Origin of the sequence: Symbioplanes lichenis (assembly GCF_030709675.1) — a bacterium.
GTDB lineage: Bacteria > Actinomycetota > Actinomycetes > Mycobacteriales > Micromonosporaceae > Actinoplanes > Actinoplanes lichenis.
Genome location: NZ_JAUZQD010000003.1, coordinates 386251 through 400880, shown reverse-complemented (window position 1 = coordinate 400880; position 14630 = coordinate 386251). Strand labels below are relative to the sequence as shown.

At 72.6% G+C, this 14630-nt stretch carries 16 protein-coding genes; 9 read left to right on the top strand and 7 right to left on the bottom strand.

The features are described 5' to 3' along the window. The first annotated feature begins 38 nt into the window (after positions 1-38). The 3 genes from RAN62_RS08970 to RAN62_RS08960 all read left to right on the top strand — a co-directional run bounded on the left by RAN62_RS08970 (position 39) and on the right by RAN62_RS08960 (position 2193). Positions 39-518 carry a DUF2975 domain-containing protein gene (locus RAN62_RS08970; RefSeq protein ID WP_305784049.1) on the top strand — a complete coding sequence of 160 codons (480 nt, stop codon included), beginning with the start codon at positions 39-41 and terminating at the stop codon, positions 516-518. Further along, entirely contained in the window at positions 518-730 is a 213-nt protein-coding gene (locus RAN62_RS08965; RefSeq protein WP_305784048.1) for a helix-turn-helix domain-containing protein, read from the top strand. The genes RAN62_RS08970 and RAN62_RS08965 overlap by 1 nt, the downstream gene beginning before the upstream one ends. Positions 731-969: 239 nt before the next feature. Beyond that, positions 970-2193, top strand: a complete 1224-nt coding sequence (locus RAN62_RS08960) for a DUF4037 domain-containing protein (RefSeq protein WP_305784047.1) — start codon at positions 970-972, stop codon at positions 2191-2193. Positions 2194-2355: 162 nt separating this feature from the next. On the opposite strand, the gene RAN62_RS08955 is transcribed toward RAN62_RS08960, so the two are convergent. From RAN62_RS08955 to RAN62_RS08940, 4 genes are all read right to left on the bottom strand, one after another. Beyond that, positions 2356-2910, bottom strand: coding sequence for a cysteine hydrolase family protein (locus RAN62_RS08955; protein ID WP_305784046.1), 555 nt, complete (start codon positions 2908-2910; stop codon positions 2356-2358). A 74-nt stretch (positions 2911-2984) separates the two neighbouring features. Further along, the gene (locus RAN62_RS08950; RefSeq protein ID WP_305784045.1) at positions 2985-3995 is read right to left on the bottom strand and encodes a LacI family DNA-binding transcriptional regulator; all 1011 of its coding nucleotides are present in this window, start codon (positions 3993-3995) and stop codon (positions 2985-2987) included. Between the two features lie 183 nt (positions 3996-4178). Next, positions 4179-4427 (bottom strand): hypothetical protein, encoded by a 249-nt coding sequence (locus tag RAN62_RS08945; protein WP_305784044.1) that lies wholly within the window; start codon positions 4425-4427, stop codon positions 4179-4181. A gap of 72 nt (positions 4428-4499) precedes the next feature. After that, positions 4500-5117 carry a hypothetical protein gene (locus tag RAN62_RS08940; RefSeq protein WP_305784043.1) on the bottom strand — a complete coding sequence of 206 codons (618 nt, stop codon included), beginning with the start codon at positions 5115-5117 and terminating at the stop codon, positions 4500-4502. Between the two features lie 158 nt (positions 5118-5275). Here RAN62_RS08940 and RAN62_RS08935 point away from each other — a divergent pair, with 158 nt between their 5' ends. From RAN62_RS08935 to RAN62_RS08925, 3 genes are all read left to right on the top strand, one after another. Continuing rightward, a complete protein-coding gene (locus tag RAN62_RS08935) occupies positions 5276-6184 on the top strand; it encodes a hypothetical protein (RefSeq protein WP_305784042.1) in 909 nt (302 codons plus the stop codon). 1 nt (position 6185) lies between these two features. Next, complete coding sequence (locus RAN62_RS08930) at positions 6186-7370, top strand: serine hydrolase domain-containing protein (RefSeq protein ID WP_305784041.1); 1185 nt, start codon at positions 6186-6188, stop codon at positions 7368-7370. 74 nt (positions 7371-7444) lie between these two features. Continuing rightward, positions 7445-8557 carry an alpha/beta fold hydrolase gene (locus RAN62_RS08925; protein WP_305784040.1) on the top strand — a complete coding sequence of 371 codons (1113 nt, stop codon included), beginning with the start codon at positions 7445-7447 and terminating at the stop codon, positions 8555-8557. Between the two features lie 155 nt (positions 8558-8712). On the opposite strand, the gene RAN62_RS08920 is transcribed toward RAN62_RS08925, so the two are convergent. The 3 genes from RAN62_RS08920 to RAN62_RS08910 are packed head-to-tail and all read right to left on the bottom strand — an operon-like array spanning position 8713 to position 12039. Beyond that, positions 8713-9681 (bottom strand): quinone oxidoreductase family protein, encoded by a 969-nt coding sequence (locus tag RAN62_RS08920; RefSeq protein WP_305784039.1) that lies wholly within the window; start codon positions 9679-9681, stop codon positions 8713-8715. 2 nt (positions 9682-9683) lie between these two features. Continuing rightward, positions 9684-10925 (bottom strand): alpha/beta fold hydrolase, encoded by a 1242-nt coding sequence (locus RAN62_RS08915; RefSeq protein WP_305784038.1) that lies wholly within the window; start codon positions 10923-10925, stop codon positions 9684-9686. A 49-nt stretch (positions 10926-10974) separates the two neighbouring features. Continuing rightward, positions 10975-12039 carry a P1 family peptidase gene (locus tag RAN62_RS08910; protein WP_305784037.1) on the bottom strand — a complete coding sequence of 355 codons (1065 nt, stop codon included), beginning with the start codon at positions 12037-12039 and terminating at the stop codon, positions 10975-10977. A gap of 117 nt (positions 12040-12156) precedes the next feature. Here RAN62_RS08910 and RAN62_RS08905 point away from each other — a divergent pair, with 117 nt between their 5' ends. Genes RAN62_RS08905 through RAN62_RS08895 form a run of 3 tightly spaced genes read left to right on the top strand, consistent with a single transcriptional unit; the run spans position 12157 to position 14626 of the window. Beyond that, on the top strand, positions 12157-12450 hold the full coding sequence (locus RAN62_RS08905) for a DUF6403 family protein (protein ID WP_305784036.1): 294 nt from the start codon (positions 12157-12159) through the stop codon (positions 12448-12450). Beyond that, the gene (locus tag RAN62_RS08900) at positions 12447-13751 is read left to right on the top strand and encodes a hypothetical protein (RefSeq protein WP_305784035.1); all 1305 of its coding nucleotides are present in this window, start codon (positions 12447-12449) and stop codon (positions 13749-13751) included. The genes RAN62_RS08905 and RAN62_RS08900 overlap by 4 nt, the downstream gene beginning before the upstream one ends. Further along, positions 13748-14626 carry a hypothetical protein gene (locus RAN62_RS08895; RefSeq protein ID WP_305784034.1) on the top strand — a complete coding sequence of 293 codons (879 nt, stop codon included), beginning with the start codon at positions 13748-13750 and terminating at the stop codon, positions 14624-14626. The genes RAN62_RS08900 and RAN62_RS08895 overlap by 4 nt, the downstream gene beginning before the upstream one ends. Positions 14627-14630 lie beyond the last annotated feature (4 nt).

Sequence of the window (14630 nt, the reverse complement as noted above, 5' to 3'; positions counted from 1 at the left end):
CGATTGACAATCGATAGGTAGTACGCGACATTCGATACATGCTGACTGCTAGTCGAGCGGTGGTGCCGCTCAAGGCGTTCCTTGTGGTGCTGTTCGGGGTGCTCGTCCTGTTCCAGACGATGTCGCTGCCGGGCCAGTTCGCGTACATGGCGAAGGAGCATCCGGAAGACGCCTACCTGCGCTGGCCCGCAACGGCGGTGACGGTTTTCTGGGTGTTGTGTGTGCAGATCGTGATCGTTTGCACGTGGCGACTGCTCACTTTGGTCGCGAGGGACCGCATCTTCACCGAGGCGTCACTGGTCTGGGTCGACGGGATCGTGTGGGCCATCGGCGCCGCGTGGCTGGTGCTCGTGGGCGTACTCCTCTATGTCGGTTTTCACGCGGACGATCCCGGCCTGCCGTTGCTGCTGTTCCTGCTCACCACCGGAGTCACCGTCTTCGGCCTGCTCATGGTGGTGCTGCGCGCGCTGCTGCGGCAGGCCACTACGCTGCGGACCGACATGGAAGCGGTGATCTGATGCCCATCGTCGTCCGCATCGACGTCGAGCTGGCCAAGCGCAAAATGAGCGTCGGCGAGTTCGCGGACCGGGTCGGCCTCACCCCCGCGAACGTCGCCGTCCTCAAGAACGGCCGCGCCAAGGCGGTCCGTTTCAGCACCCTGGAGGCGATGTGCCGCGTCCTCGGCTGCCAGCCCGGCGATCTCCTCGAATGGGTCGACGACGACACATAGCTCGACGCGCACACCCGCGCGGACGACAAGACCCAGCTCGACGCGCACACCCGCCCGGACGACCCACCATGGCTCGACGCCCAGAACCAGCCGGAGACGCGGACGGGCCACCGACCTGAGACAGGTCGACGTAAGACAGGCCGACGAAGGACAGGCCCGCGAGGCACAGGCCGGCGAAGGAAACGGGCCAGCGGCGAAACCTGTTCGCCGATCCCGCGCCCGCTCCCTACCGTGAGCGAGTGCCCATCTTCCTTCCCGGACTGGACCTCTGCCGCACCTTCTACGTGGAGGCGGTCCGCCCACTGCTGTGCCACGCCTTCCCCACCATGGTGTACGCGGCAGCGCGGCTGGGACCCGGATCCGAGGTCCTGGGATACGACTCGCCCCGGTCCGTCGACCACGACTGGGGACCCCGGCTGGAGTTGTTCCTGCCGCCGGGCGCGGGGCCGGAGGTGTCGGAGCTGCTGTCGGCCCGGCTGCCCAAGGAGGTGCGGGGCTGGCCGACGCACTTCGAGCCGCCCGGCGCCCGGGTGCGCGTCATGGCCGCCACCACGGGACCGGTCGCGCACCGGGTCACCACGACCGACGTGGGCACCTGGACCCGCGGGCAGCTCGGCTTCGACGCGCGGCGCGATCTACGCGTACGGGACTGGCTGGCCGTTCCTTCCCAGAGGCTGGCCGAGGTCACGGGCGGCGCGGTCTTCCACGACGGAACCGGTGAGCTGACCGCGTTGCGGGAGCGGCTGCGATGGTATCCACGTGACGTCTGGCGGCATGTGCTCGCCGCGCAATGGACCCGCATCGCCCAGGAGGAAGCCTTCGTCGGCCGGACCGCCGAGGCCGGCGACGATCTGGGCAGCCGGCTCATCGCGGGACGACTGGCGCGCGACGTCATGCGGCTCTTTCTGCTGCTGGAGCGCCGCTATCCCCCGTACCAGAAATGGCTGGGCACCGCCTTCGCCGCGCTGCCCGGCGTGGATCCCGTCGCCGCGGCACTGCACGAGGCGGTGGCCACGGGGGATCCCGAGCGGCGGCAGGCAGCGCTGTGCACGGCCTACGAGGCGGCCGCCCGGCGCCAGAACGAACTCGGCCTCGCCGCACCGGTGGATCCCCGGCGCCGCCCCTACTTCGACCGCCCCTACCCGGTGATCGACGCGGCCCGCTTCGCCGAGGCGCTCGCCGCCGCCGGCCGGGACACAGCCCCCGGCGAGGAAGCGGCCGCCACCGAAGAAGCAGCCGCCGGCGGGAGGAAGGCCGACATGGGAAGGGCAGCCGCCGGCAGAACGACGGCCGACACCGGAGAGGCAGTCGCCGGCAAGGAAGCGGCCGCCGATCACGAAGCAGCCGGCGCCGGCGGGGAGATGTCCGGCGCGATCGATCAGTTCGTCGACAGCACCGACGTCCTCAGCCGGCCGGACACGACCCGCGCAATCCTGGACGCCACGCAGCGGTCAGCGGTGTGACATCACCTCAATGGCAGCAATCAGCAGTGTCACCCCGAGCGCAAGAATGACGGCCGGCGATCTGACAAAGGCCCGGCAGGGAAGCCCGGCAGGGAAGCCCGGCAAAGAGGCTGGCAAAGAACCCAGCGGGGAGGCCGGCCAAGACGCCCGCCGAAAGGGCCGTCAGGACAACCCGTCAACCCACTCGGCGACGGTCACGACGTCGGCCTGGCGGGGGAAGACCTTCTCGGTCAGCACCCGGTGCACCTCGGCATCGTTGTCGAGGCAGCCATCGGCGAGAACGGTGAGCTCGAAGTCGAGATCCGCCGCCTGCCGCACCGTCGACAGCACAACCCCGCTGGTGGCGATGCCGGCCAGAACGAGGTGCCCGATCCCCTGCGCGCGCAACAGCATCTCGAGGTCGCTCCCGGCGAACGCGGACACGCGGCGCTTGGTGACGACAAGGTCGCCCTCGTGCGGAGCCACGTCCGGGTGGAAGGCCGTAGCCTCCGCCGCGGCCGGACCCAGATCGCGGCCCGCCATCGCGCCGAACATCTTGTTGCGCGGGCTGACCTCCGGCGCTCCCGGGCGGAAGCCGACGCCGGCGAAGACGACGGTCACCCCGGCGGCCCGGGCGGCGTCGACCGCGGAGCGCAGGCGCGGCAGATATTCCAGGTCGGGGTAGCGCGCGACGATGGAATTCTGCACGTCCATCACGAGCAGGGCGGTAGCGGTCACAGCGACTCCGGAATCATGAGGGCAGGTCAGGGCGCCGAGCGAAGAAGGGCCGAACAAACGGCGGACAGCGCGTCCTACGCCGAGCCGCGGACGACCAGCTGCGTGTCGAGGACGATCTCGGTCGCGGGCAGCGGCTCGCCGTCGATCTTGGCGAGGAGGAGGCGGACCATCTCCTGGCCCATCTCCTCGATCGGCTGGTGGACGCTGGTGAGCGGCGGGTCGGTGTGGCGCGCCACGACGGAGTCGTCGAAGCCGACCACGGCGATCTGGTCCGGCGTACGGATGCCGCGCTCGCGCAGCACGCGCAGCGCCCCCGCCGCCATCGTGTCCGAGGCGGCGAAGACCGCGTCGAGATCGGGGTCGCGGTCGAGCAGCTTGGCCATGGCGGCGGCGCCGCTCTCCTCGCTGAAGTCGCCGTAGGCCACCGGGCCGGCGCCGGCCTCGTCGTGGAAGCCCACGAGCCGCGCGATGCCCGGCGCCATGTCCTGCGGGCCGGCGATGGTGGCGATCTTCGTACGCCCCTTGGCCCGCAGATAGCCCACGGCGGCCCGGGCCCCGCCGCGGTTGTCGGCGTCGACGAAGCAGCAGCTGTCGCCGCCCGTGGGGCGCCCGGCGCGCACCGTGGCGACGCCGCGCCCCTCGAGCTGGACCGGCAGCGGGTCGGTGCCGTGGAGCGAGAGCAGCAGCGCGCCGTCGACGTGCTGCCGGGTGAGATAGCCCTCGAGGCGGCGGCGCTCGTGCGGGGCCTGGGCGATCATCAGCACCATCTGCAGGCCGCGGTCGACGAGGCCGGTGGAGATGGACTGGACGATGCGGCCGAAGAACGGCTCGGCGAAGAAGCGCTCGCCGGACTCGAAGACGACCAGGGCGATCGAGTCGGTGCGCTGCCGGACGAGGGCGCGGGCGGCCTGGTTGGGCACGTAGCCGAGCTCGGCGATCGCGGTCTCGACGGCGGCGCGGGCCTGGGCGCTGACCTGGGCCGAGCCGTTGACGACGCGGGAGACCGTGCCGCGGCCGACCCCGGCGCGGTGGGCGACCTCGTCCAGGGTGGGCGCACGCCCGGCCGACCGGCCCCGCTCTGCCATGCGCCGCTCCTCCCGCTGTCCCCCGCCAACCTACCCGCCGCACAGGTGATCAAGCGAACGCGGGCCACGCCCCGCCCACCCCAACCCAGGCAGGAGAGAAAGCGAACGCGGGCCGCGCCACCGGGGCAGATGGCGGCGCGGCCCGTCCGAGCCCGGCGGGGGGTTACCGGGCAGAGGAAAGAATCAGGAGACCAGCAGGACGGCGAGGACCGTGCCGAGCACACCGCCCGCGACGCCCGCCGCGGCCGCGTACCAGCCGAGGGGCCGGTCGCCGAGCGCGCCGCCGACGATGCCGAGAACGAGACCCGCGAGCCCGAACAGCAGCGGGAAGAACAGCACCGCGATCGCCGCGAAGACGAAGCCGAGAATGGTGCAGACCCGGGCGGCGGAAACGCCGGAACGGGCGGGACGGGTGGTGGTGACCTGCGCCATGTTCTTCCTCCTCCGTGAGGGCCGTCGTACGGGCCGATGCCGTTTCGACTACCCACAGAGGACACGGCGTAATCAGAATTCCTGACGGACCGGCTCGGGAGATGTCTGCCGCCGGGCCTCGGTCACGTCGGCCATGAGCCGGTCCCACGCCTCGTCCGGGCGGAACGGGCCGACCGCCAGCCCGCCGCCGACGCGGGCCCACGAGTACTCCCACCAGGCGGCCACGCGCACGGGCCACAGCCCGACGCGCACCGCCCCGGCCAGGAAGCACCGGTGCACGAGCAGGGTCGCGGCGAGCATGTCCTCGTCGAACTCCACGCCTTCCTCGTCGACGGCGCGGCCCAGGGCGCGCACGTCACGGTGCATTTCCGAGTACGTGATGAGGTGCGGCGTGGCCGGCACGCGCACCTCCGCCCCGGGCACCAGCATGTCCGCCGCGTACGCCGGCATGAAGACGACGTCGTCGACGGTCACGATCAGCGGCAGCTCCTCGTGGCCCCGGCGGATGCCCAGCTCGAGACCGGGCTCGCCGAGCGGCGTGACGATCTGCTCGAAGCCCAGCACGTCGGCCATCGGGATCCGGACCGCGTCGCCCAGGGCGGCGATCGACACGGTCACGACGCCGTGCGCCACGGACACCTCGGTGCCCGGAAGTTCACCGAGCAGGCCGACCAGAGCTTCACTGTGCATGCGATGGTTATACACAATCCCGCCGACAATTCCTCTCCGTAATTGCACGGCCACTCAAAGTAAGAGTTTCGGCTGGTGGCAAACGGTGAGGCCTGTCCTCCGAGTACTACGCACGCGCGCACTTGTCCGGGCCGGGGAATGGCCCGAAGAATCGCAGCATGACGTTCGGCAAGGCAGATCTGCCCTATCCGTATAACCAGGACTTCACGGGCATCGTCACCCGCGTGAAGGGTGTCCGGGAGGCAACACGCGCCGCGCTGGTCAACTCACCGAAGGTGGCCTCGTACCTCAAGGCGGGCGCCAACCTCGTCGAGCAGAACCTCGGCGCGTGCGACTGGACAGCGGTCGCCGACGCCGGACGCAAGCAGTACTGGTCGGGGCTGCGGTTCCTCACCGAGCGCGCGCTCAGCAAGGAGATGGAGCAGCTTGAGCCCCCGTTCCTGCGCCAGCGCGGCGACGGTCCCTACCGCGCGACCTGGGCCAGCCACGACGACTACCTCAACGACCTCCTCACCTTCCTCTTCCACGCGATGAGCTACGACCCCCAGTACGCGGCCGACGTCGAGACCCGGTCCTGGCTGGACGACGAGGAGAGCTTCGTCGACGCCATCGACCGGGCCACGCACGCCGAGCTGCAGGCCATCTGCCGGATGCCGCTCTTCCGGCTGCAGCTGATCATGGTGGCCACCGCCGACCGCAACGACGGCATCCACGACGCGATCGCCGGCAGCTACGACGGGGCCCTGGCGCCCTGGAAGAAGGCGTACGAGTCCACCTTCGCCTCGCGCGGGTTCCAGTTGCGCCCCGGCGTCAGCCTGGAGCAGATCGCCATGATGCTCGCGGCGATCACGGAGGGCTTCGCGCTGCACCACCTGGGCGATCCGAACGCCGGGATCGCCGGCGCCGAGGAGTCCGGCAACCTGGTCGGGATGGCCGTGCTCGGCATCCTCGCGAGCTATCTCGAGCCCGTCGCTGAACCGAGCGGCCTCAGCTTGCGTGACCATTTCCGTAACGTGTCCGACCTTGCCCGCCCCGCCGATCGCACCCTCGACCCGAGCGAGGAATGACATGACGAGCACCGCACAGCCCGCGCTGGCCCAGGACGCCGACGAGCCGACCTGGTGGGAGCGGCAGAGCGACGTGATCATGCGCCGCCCGCTCAACGAGTGGACGTTCACGCACATGAACTGGCTCATGCCGACCGAGCGGGTCGCGTGCGGCACCGACTTCCTGCCGCTGCCGACGGTCCCCGTGCCCCTGGACCACCTGACCTACCGCTTCGACGACGCCGACCACACGCTCGCCGAGCTGCACCGGCGCACGTTCACCACGGCGTTCGTCGTGCTGCACCACGGGCGCGTCGTGCACGAGAGCTATCCCGGGGCGTTCGCGGGGCCGCGGACCCGGATGCAGTTGTTCTCGCTCTCGAAGTCGGTCACGTCCATGCTGGTCGGCATCGCGATCGCCGACGGGCACATCGGCAGCGTGAAAGACCTGGTCATCGACTATCGGCCCGACTTCCGGGGCACGGCCTACGACGGCGTGACGCTGGCCGAACTGCTCGACATGAGCAGCGGCGTCGGCGACCTGGAGATCTGGGACGTCCCGGGCAGCATCATCCGGTCGTTCGAGCGGGCCGTGCTCAACGGCGGCGACGTGCCGGCGATCGTCCGCTCGGCCCCGCGCACCGCGAAACCCGGCGAGCGCTTCAACTACTCGACACTCGACGCCCAACTGCTGGGCTGGGTGCTGGAGGCCGCCACCGGTCAGACCCTGGCCGCGTACGCGTCGGAGCAGTTGTGGCGCCGCATCGGCGCCGAGCGTGACGCTTATTACGGCCTGACCCGCTCCCACCCGCGCACCGCGATCGGGGCCGGCGCGTTCAACGCCACCGCGCGCGACCTCGCTCGTCTCGGACTGCTCATGGCGCACGACGGCCGGATCGCCGGCCGGCAGGTCGTGCCCCGCGACTGGGCCCGCCGTAGTCGCGGGGCCGACCTGCCCCACCTCGCCGTCGGTGCGCTCGGCCCGAGCGGCTACGACCATTACGGGTACGCGAACCAGTGGTGGACCCTCGGCGACAGCTGCTTCCAGGCCTTCACCGGCCTCGGCGTGCACGGTCAATATCTCTTCGTGGATCCGGTCGCCGACGTGGTCGTCGTCAAGTGCAGCGCCTGGCCCACCGAGGACGACCCGGCCCGTGACCGGGAGACGATCACCGCCCTGCGCCGCATCGCCGACCACCTCGCCTGACCATTCCGTTCTTCCTCCCGTCCATGGGGGAGGCGTTCCTTCCTGCCCGAAATTCATCCGCGAAAGGCCCTTACGTGAGAATTGCCCCGCCCCGCCGCTGGGTGGCCGCCGCCCAGTTGCTCGTCCTGGCCGTCGCCGGCGTCGCCGTCGCTTCCCCGGCGCAAGCCGCGGTCACTCCCGGCACCGTCCTGCTGCAGTCCACCGCCACCCTGCCGGCCGAGCTGTCCCCCCTCGCCACCGGCAAGAAGATCCAATATCTGACCACCACCCCGAGCGGCGCCACCTTCACCGCCTCGGGCCTGATCCTGACCCCGAAGACGGGCAAGACCGGCAAGACCGTCGTCTGGGCCCACGGCACCACCGGCCTGGCCGACAAGTGCGCGCCGTCGGCCAGCAACGACGTCTTCTGGCCCGAGGCCCGCGCCGCCGTCGCCAAGCTGCTGCAGCGCGGCTGGACCGTGGCGGCGCCCGACTACACCGGGCTCGGCTCGCTCGGCAACCACCCCTACCTGATCGGTCTGAGCGAGGCCCGCGCGATCATCGACAGCGTCAAGGCGGCCCGCAACCTCGACAGCACGCTCGGCACCCAGTACGTCATCGACGGCCACTCGCAGGGCGGCCAGGGCGGCCTCTTCGCCAACCAGATCGCCCCCTCCTACGACGGCGCGCTGGTGCTCAAGGGCGTCGCGGCCATCGCACCGGCCAGCAACCTCGACCTCATCGCGCCCGACATCCCCGGCACGCCCGGCCAGGGCTACCTGGTGATGGCCCTCTACGGCATCAACGCCATCGAGCCCACCTTCAACCCCGAGACCTATCTCGCGCCCGAGGCCAAGGCCAAGAAGTCGGTGCTGACGACCGGCTGCCTCTACGAGATCCTCGCCGCCTACGCGCCGCTCACCCCGGCCCAGCTCGTCCCCGGCGGCACGGTCCCGGCCGCGGTCCTCAGCCGCCTCGACCAGTACGGCAACCCGGGCGGCACCGCGCCGAGCAGCCCGATCCTCATCGTCCACGGGACCAACGACGAGGCCGTGCCCTACGACCTGTCCGCCGGGCCCCTGGTCAGCACGCTCAGCACGTACGGGCAGCCGGTCGAGTTCGTGACCCTCGAGGGCGAGACCCACGACGGCGCGGTCTTCGCCTCGGTCGACACCGTGGCCACCTGGATCGCGGCCCGCTTCACCTGACCTGTCCCCGCCCGGGGGTGTCGCGTGCTCCCGGGCCCGCCCGCTTTCCCCACATCCGGTCCGGAGTCGCCCCCGCCAGGCATCAACCCGATTCCGGCCCCCGGAACACGGCACCCCACGCGTCCACCCCTCGCGTGGGGTGCCGTGCTTCCCGCCTACGGAATCAGCAGCACCCGGCCGAAGGCGGCGCGGCTCTCGATGTAGCGGTGCGCCTCGGCCGCCTCCGCCAGCGGGAACTCCTTGTCCAGCACCACGGTGAGCTCGCCCGCAGCCACCCGGCCGATCAGCCGCTCGATCAGCGCGCGGGTGCGCTCCGGGTCGTGGGCCATCTCGCCCCCGAAGTACACGCCGTTCAGCGAGGCATTCTTGCCCATCAGAGGACCGAGCTGCGGCGCGTACGCCTCCCGGCCGGCCTGCCCGACCCAGCTGATCCGCCCCCGGTACGCCAGCGCGGCGATGCTGCCCTCGAGCGTGCGCCCGCCCACGGGATCCACGACGACGTCGACGCCGCGCCCGCCGGTCAGCTCTCGGATCCGTTCTACGACATCCTGCTCGCGGTAGTTGATCGCGTGATCGAGGCCGTAGTCGCCGAGGCGGGCCAGCTTCTCGGCGCTGGACGCCGTGCCGACGACCGTGGCGCCGGCGGCCTTGGCGAGCTGGACGGCGGCCAGTCCGACGCCTCCGGCGGCCGCCTGGACGAGAACGGTCTCGCCCTTCCGCAGCCGCCCGAACTCGAACAGGCAGTCGTCGGCGGTTCCGAACTCGACGGGGATGCCGGCGGCGAGGCGGGGATCGAGGGCGTCCGGGATGGCGTACACGTTGCGCTGGGGCACCGCGGCCAGCTCGGCGTGCGACCCGGCCGGCATGAAGGCGACCGCGCGCTGCCCCGGGCGTACGGCATCGACCTCCGCCCCGACCGCCTCGACCGTGCCCGCGGCCTGGTAGCCACCGACGTGGGGTTTGCGCGGCAGCGGCGTGGACTGCCGGTGCAGCAGGTCGCCGCCCTGCACGCCGATCGCCTCGATGCGGAGCAGAACCTCGCCGGGCCGGATCTCGGGGTCGGGAACGTCCTCGTAGCGCAGGACCTCCGGGCCGCCGTTCTCGTAGTAGACAGCTGCCTTCATGGTCAGCACGTACCCGCTTCCATGTCCATCAACCGGCCGAGTACGTGCTCCCCGCCGACCCGGACGCCGTCGTGCTCGTACTCGTTCGTGACCCAGGCGCGCACGTTGCCGACGGTGGCGGCCGTCTCGAGCGACAGGCCCGCGTCGACGTACATGTCGTCGTGGTAGACCGCCGCCCGTACCGGCACGGTGTTGGTCCGCAGGCGCTCGAGGTCGTAGAGGGGCTTCCAGTCGCTCTCGGCCGCGAGCAGGTCGGCGGCGCCGGCGAAGGGGCGCAGCGCGGCGATGTCCCGGAACATCCAGGGGTACATCATCTCGCCGGTGAACAGCAGCGGATCCGCGTCCTCGGCGAACTCCGGCCGCTGCTCGATCGCGCGCTGCGCCGCCCAGTTCGTCGCCGTCGAGCCGGAGCCGTAGATGTACTCCTGCAGCGCGAACAACGGCCGGTCGACGAACCCGGTGGCCGTCATCACGGTGTAGAGGAACTCGTCCTCGGTCTGCTCGAGCATCCAATGCACGGTCGAATAGCCCGTGCTCATGCCGAAACTGGATCCCAAGTGCCGCAGCCGGGCCACCGTCAGCCGATCCCCGTCGGGCAGCCGCACGTCGTCGGCCGCCAGGCGATCCGCGAGCCGCCGGACCTTGGCCCGGTCCTCGGGATACGCCGCGTAGAACTCCGCGTTCTTCGCCGCCACCCGCGGATACGTCCGGGCGTACACGTCGTCCGCGGTCGCCGTCAGCCCGGGCAGCCCACCGGTGACGTAACAGGCCTTCAGCCCCTCCGGCGCGTACGACAGGTAGGTCATCGTGACGAACCCGCCGTAGCTCTGCCCGAGCGTCTCCCACGGCCGCCCGCCCGCGAGCCGCACCCGCAGGATCTCGGCGTCGGCCACGATGCTGTCGGCCCGGAAGAGCTTGAGGTAGGCCGCGAGCTCCGCGTCGCTCTTCCCGGCCACCGTCCGTGCGGTGATCGGCGTGCTGCGGCCGGTCCCGCGCTGATCGAGCAACAACACCCGGTGGGTACGCAGGGCGCGCCCGAGCCACGCGTCGGCCCCGTGCGGCCGGGGCGAGGGCCCGCCCGGCCCGCCCTGCAGGAAGACCAGCCACGGCAGGCTCTCCCGCTCCCGCCCCGCGGCCACGACCTCCCGCGCGAAGACCTCGATCGCCGGCCCCCCGGGTCGCTCATGATCCAGCGGCACGCTGACAACATGATCCGTGAACGAAACCCCGGGATGCGCGATCATGCCTCCGACCCTAAGCCCGCCGTCCCCCGTATCCCGCCCGACGTGATGATCAACTCGTTCGCTCGGGTCCGGCCGGGGTGACGGCGGCGCGGATGGCGGCGGCGGTGGCTTCGGTGGTGGCGGCTCTCAGGCGGTCGAGGTCGACGCCGGTGGTGACGTGGCCGGTGGCGAGGGCGACGGTGGCGTCGCCGTCGTAGCGGGAGTGGGCCGGGTGCAAGGCCCGGGCGAAGCCGGTGTGGGCGCTCTGGGCGAGCAGGTGGCAGTCGTTCTTCGTCAGGGCCGCGTCGGTGATCACCACGGCGATGGTGGTGTTGGTGAGGCCGAGGGGCGGCGGGGCCGGGCGGCCGGGGCCGTCGAAGACCGGCGTGCCCTCGGGGCCGAGGACGTCGCCCCAGGCGTTGACGACGACGAGGGCGGCGACGCGGGCCGGGCCGGCGGTGCGTTCGGCCCGGCCGAGGCCGCCCGGGTCCAAGCGGCCGCGCCACTTGCCGGTGGTCGCGCCCGTGCCCGCCCCGGCGCGGCCGGTGGTCAGCGGCTCGCCGCTCAGCGCGGCCAGGGCGGCCCGGCGCCCCGCGAGCGCATCCGGCGGCGGACCCGCGACGGCCCCCGCGTCCGGCGGCGGGTCTACGACGGCACCCAGAGCCGGCGGACCCACGGCCGGATCCGCATCGGGCGACGCGGCGGCCAGGACGGCGGTGGCGGGATCCGACGGGCCGGCCGGAGCGGCGGTGGCGGGATCCGACGGGCCGGCCGGAGCGGCGGTGGCGGGATCCGGCGGGCCGGCCGCGGCGACCGAGGCGTCGAAGATCGACATGCCGACGACGATGGGGACCGGGCCCGCGGGTGTCGCGAAGCCGGTGCCCCGCTCGCGGAGCAGGCGCAGCACCCCGTCGCCGGCGGCCAGCCCGAACGCGGATCCGCCCGAGAGCACCACGGCGTCCACCCGGTCGACCAGCCGCGTCGGCTCCAGCAGCGCGAACTCCCGGGTCGCCGGGGCCCCGCCGCGCACCTCGCCCGAGGCCACCGTGCCCGGCGGCGGCAGGACGACGGTCACGCCGGTGCCGTCCCCGGTCCAATGTCCCGCGTACGCCCCGAGCAGTTGCGGATCCACCATCCCCCGATCATGCATGCCCCACGCCCGGCGCGCCCGGCGACAGACCGGCCGGCAAAGGCGCGGCGACAGCGGAACGCGGGGCGACAAACGCCGCACCGGCAGGCACAATCGGTGATCATGGTGTGGGCGATCGGCGTGGCGGTGCTGGTGGCGGCCGGGTTCGCCGGCGTCGTACTCCCGTCGCGGCGCAAGCAGGCCGCCGCCCGCCGCACCGCCTGGTCCGAAGCACACGCGGCGATCGCCGCCGCCCAGGTGACCCGCGACGGCTGCGCCACACCGGTCGCCGAGGCGGAACACCTGCTCGCCCGGGCCGAGGCCATCGCCGCCGCCCGGGGCGGGGAGCACGCCGCCGCCGAGGCCGCCCGGCTGGCCCGCGCCGCCGATCTCCAGTGGCGCGAGGCCGGCGAGTGATCGTCCGCCTCGCCCGGTGGGCTGCCCTGGCCCTCGCTGTCGCCGTCCTGGTCGTGTTCCTCGCCGCGCAACGCCAGACCACCGACGTCACGTACGGCCAGAGCCCTTCGACCGCGCAGCTGACCGACCTCGGCGCGGCCGACGACGCCACCGTGCCCAGCGTCGCCGAGATGACCGCGCGGCTGGCCAAGAGTCCGGTGGTCCGGCTGCCCGGCGCCACGGCCACCTGGGACGTGTCCCGGATCCACGCCGACGGCCTGCGGATCCTCGTCGCGCCGCCGGGGCTGGACGACGTCGAGCACGACAAGGTCTACGACGTCGGGAACGCCGACATCCGCATCGTCGGCACCCAGGTGTCCGGCGACATCTGGCAGGCCACGCCCGACGATCTGGCCGGCTGGCGCGCCGAGTACGCGACGGCCGACGTGACGGGTCCGCTGGCGCTCCTGATCGCGAAGCTGCGGGATCAGCCGGCGCCCCCGGACGTGGACACGGTGACGTGGCGGGATCCCACCGCCACGGAACTGGACACGGTCACGGCGGCGCTGCGGCGTACCCGGGTCTATCAAGCGCCCGGCGCGACCCTGACCGCCGTGCCGGACAACGACGCGGCGGCCTTCCCCGGCGGCACCGCGCGCTACGTCGCGCTCCCCCGCCAGGCGCCCGGCCGGCCCCTTCCCCGGTACGCGCCGCAGCTCGCGAAGGCCTTCCCCGGCATCCCGATCGTCGTGGCCTACGGCACCTGGGTCGACTACGACGGTCCCGAGTCCAAGGTCGCCGCCACCACCTACTACGCCCAGCGCTCCGGACGCCTCGCCCGCTACGCGTTCCCGCAGGAGCAGGTGGTGAACGAGTTCGTGGGCCGCGTCGCCGACGTGCGCTACGCGGGGCTGTTCGACCGGCCGTTGCCCTACCGCCCGATGGATCCGCTGCGTGTCGCCCTGCCCGCGTTGCCGTGGCTGTTCGTGGCGTGCGTGCTCGTCTTCTTCGCGCTGTCGGTGCGCTCGTTGCTGCGCCCGCCCCGCCGGCTGACGAGCACCTCCGAGCCGGCGCGTCTCGCGGGACTCACCGCGCTGGCCGTCGAGTTGTCCGCCCTCGAGGCGCTGCTGCCCCCGGCGGCGGGCACTGCGCTGACCCGGGCGCTGGGCACGCTGCGGGCGGCGCGGTCGGCCCTCGCGGAGGATCAGCCCCCTTCGTCCGTACGCAAGCTGCTGGTCGACGCCGAGTCGGACCTGGACCGCGCCGCTCGCACCTTGCCCGGCTACCGCCCCGCGGAATACCTGAAGGGACGGCTGGTGTGAGACGCGCCCTGCGGTTCGTCACCACCCCGTTCGGCGTGGCGACCCTCGCCTGTCTGCTCCTGGCCGGCTGGGCGCTGTGGTCCGGGGGCGTCCTCGACGGCCCGATCGCGCGGCAGGTCCGCACGTCGCCGGTCTACGCCGCCGCGGGCACCGGGCTCGACGTGCCCGCCGCGGAGCGGGTCATCGGCAACCGCCGCCTGGTCGTGCTGCTGCTGGCGCCCGGCAGCACACCCCGCGACGGCTGCGAGCGGCTCGGCAACGCGGCGGACGGCACGCTGGTGATCGCGCTCGCCCGCGACGGTGACGAATACCGCACGTACGGCTGCTCCCGCCTCGGCGGCGACCAGGCGAAGGCCGGCGACCAGGCGAAGGCCCTCGTGGCCGAGACCACGATCGCCCGGGGCGTCGACCAGTTCCCCGGCCGGCCCCTCGACGCGGTCAAGGTGATCGTCGTCAACTACGACCTGCTCGTCCGGGCCGCCCTCGTCCCGCGCGACGCCCGCACGATCAGCCCGTCCCTCCCCCGCTACCTGGTGGCCGCCGCGGCGATCCTCGTCGTCGTCCTCGGCTCCCTGCTCCTGTGGACCACCAGCCGCCGCGTGGGCCGGGCCGCCGTCCGCCGCCGCGCCCAGCTTCACGAGGCGACCGACGCCCGTACCGCCCTCAGCGCGGCCGCCGCCGTCCTCGCGCAGCAGCTCCTCGATCTCGACGCCCGCTACCGCACGGGCAACGACACCTTCCGCCGCGGTTACCGCAAGCTCACCGGCGACTACCTCGCCCTGCTCGACGACATGGCCACCGCCGACGCCACGACCGCCCCCGGCCTGACGGCCCGCGTGGAGAAGCTGACCGCCCGCGCCCGGGGCCTGTTGTAGGGCC

What these genes read in the sequence shown, in the direction of transcription:
- RAN62_RS08970 (WP_305784049.1), top strand. Translation starts at nt 39, where the DNA reads ATGCTGACTGCTAGTCGAGCGGTGGTGCCGCTCAAGGCGTTCCTTGTG.
- RAN62_RS08965 (WP_305784048.1), top strand. Translation starts at nt 518, where the DNA reads ATGCCCATCGTCGTCCGCATCGACGTCGAGCTGGCCAAGCGCAAAATG.
- RAN62_RS08950 (WP_305784045.1), bottom strand. Translation starts at nt 3,995, where the DNA reads ATGGCAGAGCGGGGCCGGTCGGCCGGGCGTGCGCCCACCCTGGACGAG.
- RAN62_RS08945 (WP_305784044.1), bottom strand. Translation starts at nt 4,427, where the DNA reads ATGGCGCAGGTCACCACCACCCGTCCCGCCCGTTCCGGCGTTTCCGCC.
- RAN62_RS08940 (WP_305784043.1), bottom strand. Translation starts at nt 5,117, where the DNA reads ATGCACAGTGAAGCTCTGGTCGGCCTGCTCGGTGAACTTCCGGGCACC.
- RAN62_RS08935 (WP_305784042.1), top strand. Translation starts at nt 5,276, where the DNA reads ATGACGTTCGGCAAGGCAGATCTGCCCTATCCGTATAACCAGGACTTC.
- RAN62_RS08930 (WP_305784041.1), top strand. Translation starts at nt 6,186, where the DNA reads ATGACGAGCACCGCACAGCCCGCGCTGGCCCAGGACGCCGACGAGCCG.
- RAN62_RS08920 (WP_305784039.1), bottom strand. Translation starts at nt 9,681, where the DNA reads ATGAAGGCAGCTGTCTACTACGAGAACGGCGGCCCGGAGGTCCTGCGC.
- RAN62_RS08915 (WP_305784038.1), bottom strand. Translation starts at nt 10,925, where the DNA reads ATGATCGCGCATCCCGGGGTTTCGTTCACGGATCATGTTGTCAGCGTG.
- RAN62_RS08910 (WP_305784037.1), bottom strand. Translation starts at nt 12,039, where the DNA reads ATGGTGGATCCGCAACTGCTCGGGGCGTACGCGGGACATTGGACCGGG.
- RAN62_RS08905 (WP_305784036.1), top strand. Translation starts at nt 12,157, where the DNA reads ATGGTGTGGGCGATCGGCGTGGCGGTGCTGGTGGCGGCCGGGTTCGCC.